The sequence below is a fragment of the Candidatus Rokuibacteriota bacterium genome, from assembly GCA_016188005.1.
Taxonomy (GTDB): Bacteria; Methylomirabilota; Methylomirabilia; order Rokubacteriales; family CSP1-6; genus UBA12499.
The window spans coordinates 59,801-72,974 of sequence record JACPIQ010000075.1 but is presented as its reverse complement, the minus strand read 5'-3'; the positions used below and the strand labels follow the sequence as shown (position 1 = coordinate 72,974).

General features: G+C 70.7%; 16 protein-coding genes. 1 reads left to right on the top strand and 15 read right to left on the bottom strand.

Going from position 1 to position 13,174, the window contains the following annotated elements; all coding sequences use genetic code 11:
- Window positions 1-281 precede the first annotated feature (281 nt).
- On the bottom strand, window positions 282-1,799 hold the full coding sequence (locus tag HYV93_14915) for a YifB family Mg chelatase-like AAA ATPase (GenBank protein MBI2527262.1): 1,518 nt from the start codon (window positions 1,797-1,799) through the stop codon (window positions 282-284).
- Window positions 1,800-1,946: 147 nt separating this feature from the next.
- Between HYV93_14915 and HYV93_14910 the strand changes: the two genes are divergently transcribed.
- Window positions 1,947-2,498 (top strand): periplasmic heavy metal sensor, encoded by a 552-nt coding sequence (locus tag HYV93_14910; GenBank protein ID MBI2527261.1) that lies wholly within the window; start codon window positions 1,947-1,949, stop codon window positions 2,496-2,498.
- A 52-nt stretch (window positions 2,499-2,550) separates the two neighbouring features.
- Here HYV93_14910 and HYV93_14905 read toward each other — a convergent pair whose 3' ends face one another.
- From HYV93_14905 to HYV93_14840, 14 genes are all read right to left on the bottom strand, one after another.
- Window positions 2,551-3,507, bottom strand: a complete 957-nt coding sequence (locus tag HYV93_14905) for a branched-chain amino acid ABC transporter permease (protein MBI2527260.1) — start codon at window positions 3,505-3,507, stop codon at window positions 2,551-2,553.
- 23 nt (window positions 3,508-3,530) lie between these two features.
- Window positions 3,531-4,403, bottom strand: a complete 873-nt coding sequence (locus HYV93_14900; GenBank protein ID MBI2527259.1) for a branched-chain amino acid ABC transporter permease — start codon at window positions 4,401-4,403, stop codon at window positions 3,531-3,533.
- A 2-nt stretch (window positions 4,404-4,405) separates the two neighbouring features.
- Complete coding sequence (locus HYV93_14895; protein ID MBI2527258.1) at window positions 4,406-5,116, bottom strand: ABC transporter ATP-binding protein; 711 nt, start codon at window positions 5,114-5,116, stop codon at window positions 4,406-4,408.
- Window positions 5,113-5,817, bottom strand: a complete 705-nt coding sequence (locus HYV93_14890) for an ABC transporter ATP-binding protein (protein ID MBI2527257.1) — start codon at window positions 5,815-5,817, stop codon at window positions 5,113-5,115. The genes HYV93_14895 and HYV93_14890 overlap by 4 nt, the downstream gene beginning before the upstream one ends.
- A gap of 88 nt (window positions 5,818-5,905) precedes the next feature.
- Window positions 5,906-7,216 (bottom strand): ABC transporter substrate-binding protein, encoded by a 1,311-nt coding sequence (locus HYV93_14885; protein ID MBI2527256.1) that lies wholly within the window; start codon window positions 7,214-7,216, stop codon window positions 5,906-5,908.
- A gap of 14 nt (window positions 7,217-7,230) precedes the next feature.
- Window positions 7,231-8,586: a glutamate-1-semialdehyde 2,1-aminomutase gene (locus HYV93_14880; GenBank protein MBI2527255.1), complete on the bottom strand. Its 1,356-nt coding sequence runs from the start codon at window positions 8,584-8,586 to the stop codon at window positions 7,231-7,233.
- Between the two features lie 23 nt (window positions 8,587-8,609).
- Window positions 8,610-9,095 carry a DinB family protein gene (locus HYV93_14875; GenBank protein MBI2527254.1) on the bottom strand — a complete coding sequence of 162 codons (486 nt, stop codon included), beginning with the start codon at window positions 9,093-9,095 and terminating at the stop codon, window positions 8,610-8,612.
- A 13-nt stretch (window positions 9,096-9,108) separates the two neighbouring features.
- On the bottom strand, window positions 9,109-10,035 hold the full coding sequence (locus HYV93_14870; GenBank protein ID MBI2527253.1) for a dihydrodipicolinate synthase family protein: 927 nt from the start codon (window positions 10,033-10,035) through the stop codon (window positions 9,109-9,111).
- A 127-nt stretch (window positions 10,036-10,162) separates the two neighbouring features.
- Window positions 10,163-10,543 (bottom strand): YraN family protein, encoded by a 381-nt coding sequence (locus HYV93_14865; protein ID MBI2527252.1) that lies wholly within the window; start codon window positions 10,541-10,543, stop codon window positions 10,163-10,165.
- 32 nt (window positions 10,544-10,575) lie between these two features.
- Complete coding sequence (locus HYV93_14860; GenBank protein MBI2527251.1) at window positions 10,576-11,301, bottom strand: ribonuclease HII; 726 nt, start codon at window positions 11,299-11,301, stop codon at window positions 10,576-10,578.
- Window positions 11,213-11,593: a 50S ribosomal protein L19 gene (gene rplS, locus HYV93_14855; protein MBI2527250.1), complete on the bottom strand. Its 381-nt coding sequence runs from the start codon at window positions 11,591-11,593 to the stop codon at window positions 11,213-11,215. The genes HYV93_14860 and rplS overlap by 89 nt, the downstream gene beginning before the upstream one ends.
- A 15-nt stretch (window positions 11,594-11,608) precedes the next feature.
- Complete coding sequence (trmD, locus tag HYV93_14850; protein ID MBI2527249.1) at window positions 11,609-12,355, bottom strand: tRNA (guanosine(37)-N1)-methyltransferase TrmD; 747 nt, start codon at window positions 12,353-12,355, stop codon at window positions 11,609-11,611.
- Window positions 12,352-12,903, bottom strand: coding sequence for a 16S rRNA processing protein RimM (gene rimM / locus HYV93_14845; protein MBI2527248.1), 552 nt, complete (start codon window positions 12,901-12,903; stop codon window positions 12,352-12,354). The genes trmD and rimM overlap by 4 nt, the downstream gene beginning before the upstream one ends.
- 40 nt (window positions 12,904-12,943) lie before the next feature.
- The gene (locus HYV93_14840; GenBank protein ID MBI2527247.1) at window positions 12,944-13,174 is read right to left on the bottom strand and encodes a KH domain-containing protein; all 231 of its coding nucleotides are present in this window, start codon (window positions 13,172-13,174) and stop codon (window positions 12,944-12,946) included.

The following is a 13,174-nucleotide window of genomic DNA, read 5'->3' as shown; positions in this document are numbered from 1 at the left end:
CCCGCCGTTCCGGGAGCCCCTCCCGGGGTCCGATCTTGTCCATCGCGGCCGTCGGTCTCGCCCGCGAGAGCTGAGAGAGCCAGGAGAGTTAACGGACCTGTCAACTCCTTGGAATCGGACTATGCCAGAGTGAGGGATGGGTCAATGGAATGGCGACATCAATTTCCTGATCCAACAGGCCCAATGCCTTCGGGGCAGTAGCGAGCCTTCCCGGCGGGGATGTCCTCCGTCCGAGCCGGGCAACTCCGCGCCACCACAGCCGCTTGGCCTCTCGCCGCCGTTCAGGTCGCGCGGTCAGGGTCCCGGTACTGGATCGCCTCGGCCACGTGCTCGGCGGCGATGGCGTCACGGTCGGCCAGGTCGGCCACGGTTCGGGCGACCTTGAGCAGGCGGTGATAGGCGCGCGCCGAGAGCCCGAGCTGAGAGACGGCCCGCCCGAGCAGGCGGGAGGCGTCCGGGGGGACGTGGCAGAAGTGGCGCGCCTGCCGCCCGCTCATCCGGGCGTTCACGCGCACGCCGGTGCCCGCGAAGCGCGCGGTCTGGCGGGCGCGCGCGGCGAGCACGCGCCGGCGGATGGCGGCCGAGGACTCGGCGGGCGCATCGGTATCCAGCTCCGCGTAGCTCACCGCCGTCAGCTCGACGTGCAGGTCGATCCGGTCCAGGAGCGGCCCCGAGAGCCGGCCGAGATAGCGCGCGCGCTCGGCGGGGGTGCAGGCGCAAGTCTCGACGGAGCGGCAGCCGCGCCGGCAGGGGTTCGCGGCGCCCACGAGCTGGAAGCGCGCGGGGAAGGCCGCGCTGCCTGCGGCGCGGGTGACGGTGATCAGCCCATCCTCCAGCGGCTGGCGCAGCGACTCGAGGGCGCGCTGGGAGAACTCGGGCAATTCGTCGAGGAAGAGCACGCCGAGATGCGCGAGGCTGGCCTCTCCCGGATGGGGAATGCCGCCGCCGCCGACGAGCCCCGACCCGGATACCGTGTGGTGGGGCGCCCGGAACGGGCGCCGCGTCACGAGCCCCCGCTCGGCGGTCAGGAGCCCGGCCACGCTCCAGACCACCGAGACCTCGATGGCCTCGTCCAGCGAAAGCGGGGGGAGGATCGTGGCCAGCCGCTGCGCGAGCATGGTCTTGCCTGCGCCGGGCGGCCCGAGCATGAGGACGTTGTGGCCGCCGGCGGCTGCGATCTCGAGGGCGCGCTTGGCGTGGGCCTGGCCCCGCACCTCGGCGAAGTCAGTGTCCTCGCGGCCGGGCTCGAGCGAGACTCGCATCGGGGCTTGCACCGCTCTCAGGGGCCGCTCCCCGTTGAGGTGCTCCACCGTGTCGTGGATGCTCTGGACCGGGATCACGTCCACCCCCGCGACGACCGCGGCTTCCCGGGCGTTCTCCGCAGGCACAATCAGGAGCGGGATCCCCTGCCGAAGGCACAGGAGCGCCACGGGCAGGACGCCTCGCACGGGACGGACGCGGCCGTCCAGGGACAGCTCTCCCAGCAGCGCGGCGCGCTCGAGGAGATCGGGCTTGACCAGCCCCGTCGCGGCCAGGATGCCCACCGCCATGGGCAGGTCGAAGGCCGTGCCGTCCTTGCGCAGGTCGGCCGGCGCCAGGTTCACCGTGATGCGCTCCGCCGGGAACTCGAAGCCCGCGTTGTGGATGGCGGCGCGGATGCGGTCGCGGCTCTCGCGCACGCTCGAGTCCGGCAGCCCCACCGTGGTGAAGGAGGGCAGGCCCGAGGCGACATCCACCTCCACCGAGACGCAGGTGGCCTCGATGCCCTGGAGCACGGCCGAGCGGACACGCGCGAGCACGGGTCCAGTGTCCGGTCACGCCGGGAGCCGGTCAACGCCTCGGAAGAGATACACCTCCGGCGTGACCCGGGAGGCGCGAATACCCCGCGGAGGGTCCCGTCGAATCCTGGCAGGAGGCCGAAGGGAGCCTCCCGAGGAGGCACGCCCATGACGCGGATGCGCGATCTCGCGACCATCGCGGCAGTCCTGGCCCTGGCGATCCCGGCCGCCGCGGGCCAACGCCCCCCCGCCCGGGAAGGCGCCCCCACTGCTGTGGCCCACGAGGAGCTCGGCCGGGCCTTCGAGGATCTGGCGGGCCAGCTCCGCGGCCTCGGCTCCCGGTTCCGCGAGCACTTCCTCCCCGGGGATCCGCACGATCGCCCGCTCGTCACGCTGATGCTCCAACACAGGAGCGAGCTCGGCTTGACCCCGCAGCAGATCGACACGCTGGAGCGGCTCAGGAGCGACTTCCAGCGCGAGGCCATCCGGCGGGATGCCGATCTGCGTGTGGCGGAGATGGACCTGGCCGCCCTCAGGCGGCGCGAGCCGGTGGACCTGGGGCAGGTGGAGGCGAAGGTGCGCGAGATCGAGCGGCTGCGCGCCGAGCAGCGCCTGGCGCGGATCCGCACCATCGAGCAGGGGAAGGGTCAGCTCACGCCCGAGCAGCGCGAGAAGCTGCGCGGGCTCCTTGCCGGGGGCGTGTCTCCTCAGCGCTTGTAGCCCCCGGCCCCGCCAGTCATGCAGCGGCCAGCGTGCAGACCCTCGCCCGGAGCTACTCGTTCAGGCGGCGCTTGGCGAAACCCAGGAGCCCCTGGGGCATGAAGATCACCATGGCGGTGAAGATGATGCCCACGGGGATCAGGTAGTACTCGCTGAAGTAGCGGGAGACGCCCTCGCGCAGCAACAGGAAGAAGGCCGCGCCCGCCACGGGGCCCACCAGCGTGCCCATGCCGCCCATCACGTTGAAGATCACGACCTCGCCGGACACCAGGAAGAAGACGAAGTCGGGCGCGGCGAACTTGTTCTGGACCGCGTACAGGATGCCGGCGAGACCCGCGAAGAGCCCCGACAGCATGACCGCCACGATCTTGTAGCGCTCGACGGCGTAGCCGATGGCCCGGGTCCGGGGCTCGTTCTCGCGGATGGACTGCAGCACCATCCCGAACGGAGACTGGGTGATCCGGCGGAGGAGCAGGTACGAGAGGGTCACCACGGCGAGCACGAACCAGTGCAGCGTCACCGGCGTGAAGCGGGCCGCCCACAGGCCGGGGATGGAGAGGGGGGGCTGGGCGAAGGTGAGCCCGTTCTCGCCGCCTGTGACCTCCGTCCACGTGAAGATGATGACGTAGAAGATCTGCGAGAAGACGAGCGTCGTGATGGCGAAGTAGATGTCGCGCAGCCGGGTGGCGAAGTAGGCCACGAAGACGGAGACCACCGCGGCGGCGGCGAGCCCGTAGAGCAGCGCGAGCCAGAGGTTGGGCGGCTTGACGGAGAGGAGCGCAGTCGCCGCCCCGTACATGCCCAGGCCGAAGAAGACCGAGTGGCCGAAGGAGACCATGCCCGTGTAGCCGATCAGGATGTCCGAGGACATCGCGAGGAGACCCCAGATCAGGATCTCGGTGACGAAGCGACGCCAGAACTCTGGCAGGACGAGCGGGGCCAGCACCAGCAGCACGAGCACGACGGCAAAGCCGGTCCAGTAGGCGACGGGCGAGCGGCGCGCGGGCATCGGGGGCCTCACTGCGGGCGGTGTCACTTGGGGGTGGGGACGAAGAGGCCCGTGGGCCGGAAGAGGAGCGTGAGGATCAGGACGACGAAGGAGACGATGACCGCCTGCGCCGGGCTCACGACGAGCGAGGCGTAGGCCTCGAGCAGGCTGATGAAGATCGAGGCGAAGATGGAGCCGCCGAGGTTGCCCATCCCACCCACCACCACCACGATGAAGGCCCGCAGGGTGAAGTCGAGCCCCATGTTCTGCGTGACCCCGCCGAGGGGTCCGAAGAGCACGCCGCTGGCGGCGGCCATGCCGGCGCCGATGGCGAACACGCCGGTGTGGACCCAGGGCACCGGGATGCCCATGGCCGAGGCCATGATGCGGTCCTGGGTGGTGGCGCGGATCCAGACCCCGTACTTGCCGTAGCGCAGGAAGAGCCAGAAGCCGCCGATGATCGCCGCCGACAAGACAGCCGTGAGGATGCGGTACCAGGGGTACTCCAGGTAGAAGAGCTGGAACTGGCCCGTGAGGGGCTCCTGGATCTTCCGCGCCGAGGGCCCCCACTGCCAGAGCGCGTACTTCTGGAGCACCAGCGACATGCCGAAGGTGGCGAGGATCGTGGTGAGCGGGTCGCGGCCGAGCAGCGGGCGCAGCGTCGTCGCCTGCAGCGCGGCGCCGAAGACCGCGATGACGAGGGAGGCGACCAGGAGAGCGAGCCAGAAGTTGCCCGTCGCCGCGATGGTCACGGCGCCCGTGAAGCCGCCCAGCATGACGAGCTCGCCATGGGCGAAGTTGACCACGTCCATGATCCCGAAGATGAGGGTGAGTCCCGAGGCCACCAGCGCGAGGATCATCCCGTTGACGAGGCCGTTCACCGTCTGGATCAGGATCTGGTCCACGGGGATGGCCACGGCTAGACCCCCAGGTACTGGTGGATCACGGTGTCGTCGCTGCGGAGCGCGGCTGCGGACGCTTGGTGGCGGACCACTCCCTTCTCCATGATGTAGATCCGGTCGCTCGCCTCGAGCGTGAGGGGGACGTTCTGCTCGACGAGCAGGATGGCGACGCCGTCACGGTGCAGCAGCTCGATGATCTCCCGGATCTGGCCCACCATGCGGGGCATGAGTCCCTCCGTGGGCTCGTCCAGCAGGATGATCTTGGGCTCGAGCATCATGGCGCGGGCGATGGCGAGCATCTGCTGCTCGCCCCCGGACAGCGTGCCGCCGGCCTGGCTGCGCCGCTCCGCCAGCACCGGGAAGTGGGCGTAGACCTTCTCCAGCAGCTGCCGCTTCCGCTCCTCGGTGACCCCAGGCCGGTCGAGTCCGGTGCGGAGGTTCTCCAGGACCGTCAGGAGCCTGAAGACGCGGCGATCCTCGGGGACCCAGGCGATGCCCACGTGGGCCAGGCGGTGGGCGGCCAGGCCGACGACCTCGCGTCCCTCGAAGGCGATCCGGCCCCGCGAGGGGCGCACCAGGCCCATGATGGTCTTGAGCGTCGTGCTCTTCCCCACGCCGTTGCGCCCCAGGAGGCCCACGACCTCACCGTGGCCCACCTCGAGGGAGACGCCGTGCAGGATGTGGCTCTTGCCGTAGTGGGTGTGGACGTCGTCCAGGGCGAGCATCAGCTCTTCAGATAGACTTCCTGCACCCGCGAGTTGGCCTGGATCTCGGCGGGCGTGCCCTCCGCGAGCACCTCGCCGTAGTGCAGCACCGTGATGGCCCGGGCGAGCCCCATCACCACCTCCATGTCGTGCTCGACGATGAGGATGGTGAGGTCCCGGGCGATGCGGCGGATCAGCTCCACCGTGGCGTGGGTCTCGGCGACACTCATGCCGGCCGTGGGCTCGTCGAGGCACAGGAGCTGGGGCTCGGTGGCGAGTGCGATGCCGATCTCGAGGTTGCGCTGCTCGCCGTGGGACAGGTTAGCGGCCAGCTCGTCCTCCTTCCCGCCCAGCCCCACCGAGGCCAGGACGGCCCGCGCCCGCTCCACCAGGTCTCCGTAGGCGCGGTGGTGGCGGAGGAGACCCCAGCCGTGCTGCCGCGACTGGGCGGCGATGCGGACGTTCTCCAGCACGGAGGCCCCGGGGAGGATGTTGGTGATCTGGTAGGAGCGGGCCAGGCCCCTGTGGGAGACGCGGTTCGGGGGCAGGCCGGCGATGTCCGCGCCGTCGAGGAGGATGCGGCCGCTCGTGGGACGGAGCACGCCGGTGATGCAGTTGAAGAAGGTGGACTTGCCGGCGCCGTTGGGGCCGATGATGGCCCGGATCTGGCCGCGCGGCACGGTGATGCTCACGTCGTTGACGGCCGCGAGGCCGCCGAAGCGCATGGTGAGCCCCTCGGTGCGCAGGATCGCGGAGTCGCCACCCCCCGGGCCCTCGCTGGCCAGGGAGGTGGCGGGCCGGTTGGAGGTCACGCTAGGCGAACTTGCAGGCCGGCGGGACGAGGGTCTTCTCCTTGGGCACGATCTCCACGAGGTAATGCTTGACGTTCCTGAGACCGTAGACGAACTCGCGGAGGAAGGCCTGGTGGTCGTCCTTGCGCAGGATCTTGTCGCCCTGCGGGAAGTCGTCCCCTTCCTTCATCTCGAGCCCCTCCAGGGCCCCGATGAGCTTCATGGTGTCCTCGCGGCCCCGGAACCCGGACTTCTGGATGCCCGCCTTGAGCGCGTTGAAGCCCTCGAAGTTGGACTGCACGAAGCGGTCCGGCAGCGGCCCCGACGGGTCGATGGCCTTGAGGCGGGCCACCGCGTCGTCGAAGAACTTCTTGTGATGGGGCGTGTTGAGCGGGCCCTCCAGCACGGGGATGTAGCGGTCGATCCCGATGAACCCGTCTCCCTTGGTGCCGATGGCCGGGAGGCTCACCGACGGGGTCATGGCTCCGTCGCCGGCGATCTTGTACTTCTTCGACATGCCGAGGTCGAAGGTCTGGGTGACGAAGGAGATGCCCTGGCCGCCGAAGAAGATGCCGAAGAGACCGTCGAAGCTGCCGCTGATCTTGGACAGGAACGGCGTCATGTCGGCCGTGCCGAGGGGGATTCCCGTCGAGCCCACCATCTCGCCGCCGTTCTTCTTGATCTCGGCGCCGAAGGCGTCGCGCGTGGACTGCCCCCACGCGTAGTCGGCGTAGACGATGTGCCACTTCTTGCCGAGCTTGCGCACCAGGTAGGGGGCGAAGGCTACCGCCTGGGCCGGGGCGTAGTCGAAGGGGCGGAAGGTGTAGCGGCTGCACTTGCTGGTGGTGATGGTGGTGTCGAGGCACACCGTGATCATGTTGACGAGCTTGTGCTCCTCGTACACCGGCATGCAGGCCAGGCACACGTTGGACAGGTAGCCGCCCACGTGGGCGTCGATCTTGTCCTCGAGGGCGAGCTTCTCGGCCTTCCGCCGCCCCACGTCGGGCTTGGACTCGTAGTCGGCGATGATCAGCTCCACGGGCCGGCCGTTGATGCCGCCGCCCTTGTTGGCGCGGTCCGCGGCCATCTGCACCCCCACCAGGGCCGTCTTGCCGCCGGCCGCCGCCGCGCCCGACAGCGGCTGGAGCGTCCCGATCTTGTAGGGCTTGGCCTGGCCGAAGGCCTCGCGCCACGGCGCCGGCACCAGCATCGCGGCGCCGAGGGCGCCCGCCGCGGTGGCGCCGAGGCCGAGCACCGTCCTCCGCGTCACCTTGCCGCTGTACCAGAACTCCTCGGCCCTGGCCCAGGGTTCCTCTTTCCAGCTCTCGCTCATGACCGGTTCCCTCCTCATGCGCCGCGCTGGCAGGCGACCGCCGCCAGCGCCGCGGTGAACACCTCGCTCGTTCGCTGCACCTCGGCCTCCCCGTGCGCCAGCGAGACGTAGAACTTGTGGCTGGCCTTGACGACGCCGCGCTCGAGCAGCGCACGGGTGAAGGCCGCGTGACGCTCCCGGTCCGCCGCGAGCGTGGACCGGTAGTCGGTGATGGGCCGGTCCGTGAAGTAGATCTCGAACACCGGCGCCTCGCCGGCGACCTGGGCGGGCAATCCCGCGCGGCGGGCCGCCTCCTCGAGGGCCCCCTTGATCCGGGCCCCCGTGGCGAAGAGCCGCGCGTAGGTGCCGGGCTTGCGGAGCTCGGCCAGCGTGGCGAGCCCCGCGGCGGCCGCCACGGGGTTGCCGTTGAGCGTGCCGGCCTGCGCGACGAAGTCAGGCGAGCCTGCCAGGTCCGGGGACAGGTGTCGCATGATGTCCCGGCGCCCCGCCACGGCGGCCAGCGGGAACCCCCCGCCGATGATCTTGCCCAGCGCGACGAGATCGGGCACCACGCCGTAGTACTCCTGCGCGCCACCGTAGGCGAAGCGGAAGCCGGTCACGATCTCGTCGAAGACGAGCGGGATGTCGTGCCGCCGCGTGATCTCCCGGACGCCGTGGAGGAAGTCCCGGCGGGGGGCGATGAGCCGCTGGAAGGGTTCCACGATCACCGCGGCGAGTTCCTGGCGGTGCGCGGCCACGATGGCATCCGTCTCGGCGAGGTCGTTGAACGGCGCCACCAGGACCTGCTCCTGGATCGCGTGGGGGATGCCGGCCGAGTCGGGCGTGGGGGCGGGGAAGGCCTTGGGGCTCCGGGGCTCCACGCTCATCAGGGAGTAGTCGTGGGTACCGTGGAAGCCGCCCTCGAACTTCAGGATCTTGTCTCGCCGGGTGAAGGCGCGGGCGAGGCGGAGGGCGACGAAGGTGGCCTCGCTCCCGGAGGAGGTGAAGCGGATCTGCTCGGCGCAGGGCACCGCGCGGCAGATCTCCTCGGCCAGTTCCAGCGCGGGCTCGCTGAGCTGGAAGTACGTGGTGCCCCGGCCCAGCTGCCTTTCCACGGCCGCCACGACGGCGGGGTGCGCATGCCCCAGCACCAGCGGCCCCGAGCCCAGGATGTAGTCGATGTACTCGCGACCCGAGACGTCACGGAGGCGCGGGCCCCGGGCCTCCCGCACCACGAAGGACAGCTCACGGGGTACGGAGTAGCCGCCCAGCACGCCCCCGGGCAGCAGGCGGGCGGCCTTCTCGAGCAACGCGTCTTCTTCCGGGCTTCTGCTCGTGGGTTGTGCCCTCTCGCCTCTCGAGGCTGACGAGGTGGGAGTCTTATACCTCAAGCCTCAGGCCTCGCGCAAGGGCGCTACCGGCGGCGGGAGCGCCACGCCGCGAGGTTCTGCTCGATCTGCCGGCTGTGACCCTCCAGGTGCTCGGCGTAGATCCGGAGCCAGTCGAGCACGCCGTAGGGACCCGACTCGGTGTGGCGCCCGGTCCGCTTCCACGCCTCCTCCGGGAGTCGCCGCAGCAGGGGCACGGTGTTGGCGCGGACGGCCTCGACGGTCGCCAGCGCGGGCTCCATGGGCAGACCCTGATAGTCGAGCGTCCGGGCCCATCGGTCCTGGTCGTACCCCGCCAGCACGGGCTCGGGCTCGGCGAGGAGGAAGCGGAGGCGCACGCAGGAGGTCATCTCGCTGTCGGCGCAGTGCAGGATCACCTCGTGGGTCGACCACTCCCCGGGGGCGGGGCGCCACGTCCTGGCCTCCGCGGGCACGGGCGCCAGCGTCGCCCGCAACAGCGCGGGCCCCCGGGCGTAGCGCCGGATCGCGTCCTCCCGTTCCGCCGGTGTCACGGCCGTGTACGGCTCACAGGATCCCGGCCTCGCGGAGCGCCAGGCGGATGCGCTGACGCTCCTCGTCGGCGATCGGCGTCAGCGGCGGGCGCACGTACGCGGCCGGGATACGCCCCAGGATGGCCAGGGCCTCCTTCATGCGGTTGTGCATGTCCACGAACGGCGGGGCGTAGAAGACCCCCACCAGCGGGGCCAGGCGATCGTTCACGCGCCGGGCGGAGGCCACGTCCCCCGCCTGGACGGCGGCGAAGAGCTCGGCCTGGAGATCGGCCGCCACGCTGCCCATGCCCGAGATGCAGCCGTCGGCGCCGAGCAGGAAGGTCGCCATGAGCGACATCGTGAAGGAGGAGAGCATGGCCACGGGCCGGCCGGCGGCGCGCAGCGCGCGGAGGTTCCTCTCGTAGGCCACGATGTCGTTGGACCAGTCCTTGACCCCGACCACGGAAGGAATCTTGCAGAGCGCGCCGAGCGTCTCGGGGCTGTAGCCGATGCCGGACGCCGGCGGGTACTCGAAGACGATCAGCGGGAGGTCCACCCGGTCGGCGAGCGCCGTGAAGTGGCGCAGCACCATGTCGGGTTTCACCTGAGCTCCCCACATGAAGATGGTGGGCGGGAAGACCAGGAGACCCGCGACCCCCGCGGCCCTCGCGTCCAGCGCGAGTTCGATGGCCTCGTGTGTGCCATCGGCGTAGACGCCCGCGATGACCGGAACCTTACCCGCGACCTCGTCCAGCGCCAGGGTCAGCGCCCGCTTCCGCTCGTCACGGGAGAGGGAGGAGACCTCGGCGGCATGCCCATTGGCCACGATGGCGGTGACGCCGCGGGTGTCGGCGAGCCAGCGCAGATGCTTCCGGTACGCCGGCTCGTCGATCTCGAGGTCGGCCCGGAAGGGCAGCAGGTTGGCCGGAATGCAGCCGCTGAAGCGAAGCTCGCTCGTCATGGCGCGTATTCCTCCCTCACCCCCTTCGCTCGCCTCGGCGGGCGGCCCGCCTCGGCTCGCAGCCTCGCTCCGCTCGGGGGATCTGCCATATGCGCTCGCCTCGGCGGGCGGCCCGCCTCGGCTCGCACTACCAGGCCGCGACGGAGAAGGCGTTGGGGATGTGGCGGATCGCCTTGACGCCCCCGTCGTCGTTGACGATCACCGCCACGACGTCGAAGCGGCAGGGTGTCTCGCCCATCCGCTTGAGTTTCAGGTAGCCGTGCGCGAGCTTCCCAAGCCGGTTCTGCTTGCGCGTGTTGACGCCCGCCTGGGGCGGATCGCCCGCGAGGTCCTTGCGCGTCTTGACCTCGACGAAGACGAGGGTCTTGCCCTGCTTGGCGACGAGGTCGATCTCGCCTGCCCTCGTCCGGACGTTCTTGTCCAGGATGGCGTAGCCGCAGCGCGCCAGGAAGCGCGCGGCCTCCTCCTCCCCCCTGATCCCTGTGGCTCTCCGAGTGTCAGTAGGCACGCCTCACTCCTTCATCGACACGAGATCCCACGTCACGCCGGTTCCTCGAATAGCTCGCCCTGGCGCCCCACTCCGCGGAAGCTCATGCGGTGCAGGGGGCAGGGCCCCTTCTCCAGGATCGCCCGCCGGTGGGCGGCTGTCGGGTAGCCCTTGTGCCGGCCGAAGCCGTACGCCGGATACTCTCGATCCAGCGCCTCCATGATCCGGTCGCGCGTCACCTTGGCAATGATCGAGGCGGCCGCTACCGTGGCAGACCGCCGATCTCCTCCCACCAGGTTGCGCTGCGGGCATCCGATGCCCCGCAGTCTCACGTAATCGGTCAGTACCAGTTCCGGCTCCACGCCAAGCCCCGCGAGGGCTTGCCCCATGGCCAGGCGCGTGGCCTCCAGGATGTTCACCCGGTCGATGGTCGCCGCATCCGCCGCCCCCACGCCCACCGCCGCCGCCCGCTCGCGGATCAGCTCGAAGAGCCGCTCCCGGTCGGCAGGGGCGAAGCGCTTCGAGTCGTCCAGCCCCTCGATGGGGCGCCCGGGAGTCAGGATCACCGCGGCGGCGACCACGGGTCCCGCCAGCGGCCCCCGCCCCGCCTCGTCCACGCCAGCCACCCGGGTGAGGCCGCGACGCCAGGCCAGCCGCTCGAAGCGATAGGGCGCAGCCGTGGCCGAGCCCTCAGGTGGACTGCGTCTCCCCGGAGGCCGGCACCTGGACGAACCGTTTCTCCTTGAGCCGGGCCGCCTTGCCCGCCAGCTGGCGGAGATAGTAGAGCTTGGCGCGGCGCACCACCGCGCGCTTCATCACCTGGATCCTGTCGATCCGCGGCGAGTGGAGCGGGAAGGTGCGCTCCACGCCCACGCCGTACGAAATCCGCCGCACCGTGAACGAGGCGCTGGCGCCGCCGCCCCGCTTCCGGATCACGACGCCCTCGAAGGCCTGCAGCCGCTCCTTCTCACCCTCCACGACCTTCACCGACACCTTCACCGTGTCTCCGGGCGCGAACCCCCCGCGGTCCTTCTTGAGCTGTGCCGCGTCGACGAGTCGGATCGCTTCCATGTGCCTCTTCGCTCCTTACCTGAGATAGTCTGAGGGCGTTCGGCCCTGGCTGAACCCAGCCACCCACTTCTGCTCTTCCGGCGAGAGATCCGCTGTTTCCAGCAGCTCCCGCCGGCGCTGCCATGTCCGCCATACGGACATGACCCGGCGCCACCGCTCGATCCGGCCGTGATCTCCCGAGAGGAGCACGGGCGGAACCTCCCACCGGTCGAAGCGCTCGGGTCGTGTGTACTGCGGGTGCTCGAGCAGGCCGCGCGCGAACGAGTCCTGCTCGGGCGCGGCCTCCTGGCCGAGCACGCCCGGAAGGAGTCGCACCACCGCGTCCGTCACCACCAGGGCCGCCGGCTCGCCGCCCGAGAGGACGTAGTCGCCGATGGACAGCTCCTCGTCCACCAGGTGCTCTCGCACCCGCTCGTCCACTCCCTCGTAGCGTCCGCACACCAGCACCAGGTGCGGACGCTGCGCCAGCTCCCCGGCTCTGTCCTGGGTGAAGCGCCGCCCCGCCGGGTCCAGGAGAATCACCCGAGAGTCGGGTCCCCGGACCGCCGCGATGCAGGCCGCCAGGGGCTCGGTCTTCAGGATCATGCCCCCGCCGCCGCCGAAGGGCGCATCGTCCGTCACCTGGTGTCGGCCCTGACCGTGATCCCGCAGGTTGTGGAGGCGGATCTCCACGAGCCCGCGCTCCCGCGCGCGGCCCAGGATCGACTCCCCGAGCGCGCCCTCGAGCAGTCCCGGGAACAGCGTGACGATGTCGATCCTCACAGCTCCAGGAGCCCCTCCGGCGGATCCGCCACGACCCGGCCCGCCGCCACGTCCACCTCGACCACGAAGTCCGCCACCGCCGGGAGCAACCACTCCCGCTCACCGTCGCCGATCACCCACAGGGGCTGCGCCGGCGAGCCTTCCACGCGGAGGAAGGTGCCCAGCCGCCGTCCTTCCCGCGTCTCCACGACAGCGCCCTCGAGCTGCCAGGGGTAGAACCGCCCCGGCCCCGGCGGGAGCGCTTCGGCCCTCGGCACTGCCAGGAGCCGGCCGCAGAGCGGGCGGGCCGCCTCCGGCGACTCCACTCCCTCCAGCCGGATCAGCACGCCGTCCGCGTCGAAGCGGCGCGAGACGATCCGGCATCGCTGGCGTCCATCGGTGGCAGGCTCCCACAGGACGCAGGCGCACAGCCTCTCGAAGCGCTCCCGCGGGCGGTCCGTCAGCGGCCGGACCCTCACCTCGCCCCTGAGCCCGTGAGGCCGCAGCAGTTCGCCGATCGCTACCAGGGGCTGCGGCTCGCCGCCTCGCTCCGCTCGGGGGACTTCCATCTCCGCTCGCCTCGCCTGCGGCTGCGGCTCGCCGGACTCGTCACTCAAGGATCTCGAGCACCGCCCGCCGTCTGAGCTTTGTGGCGTTGGCGTTGAGGATCGTGCGGATGGCGCGGGCTATCCGACCCTGTTTCCCGATGACCTTGCCCAGCTCGCCGGGTCCCACCCGCAGCTCGATCACGGTCAACGTCTCGCTCTGCACCTCGTTCACCTGCACCTTCGAAGGATCATCGACCAGGGCCCGAGCAATGACCTCCACGAGCTCCCTCAT

Coding starts and splice junctions, on each gene's coding strand:
- rimM (MBI2527248.1), bottom strand. CDS start 12,903: ATGGAAGTCCCCCGAGCGGAGCGAGGCGGCGAGCCGCAGCCCCTGGTA.
- HYV93_14870 (MBI2527253.1), bottom strand. CDS start 10,035: ATGACGAGCGAGCTTCGCTTCAGCGGCTGCATTCCGGCCAACCTGCTG.
- HYV93_14885 (MBI2527256.1), bottom strand. CDS start 7,216: ATGAGCGAGAGCTGGAAAGAGGAACCCTGGGCCAGGGCCGAGGAGTTC.
- HYV93_14910 (MBI2527261.1), top strand. CDS start 1,947: ATGACGCGGATGCGCGATCTCGCGACCATCGCGGCAGTCCTGGCCCTG.
- rplS (MBI2527250.1), bottom strand. CDS start 11,593: ATGGAAGCGATCCGACTCGTCGACGCGGCACAGCTCAAGAAGGACCGC.
- HYV93_14840 (MBI2527247.1), bottom strand. CDS start 13,174: ATGAGGGAGCTCGTGGAGGTCATTGCTCGGGCCCTGGTCGATGATCCT.
- HYV93_14890 (MBI2527257.1), bottom strand. CDS start 5,817: ATGCGCTTCGGCGGCCTCGCGGCCGTCAACGACGTGAGCATCACCGTG.
- HYV93_14905 (MBI2527260.1), bottom strand. CDS start 3,507: ATGCCCGCGCGCCGCTCGCCCGTCGCCTACTGGACCGGCTTTGCCGTC.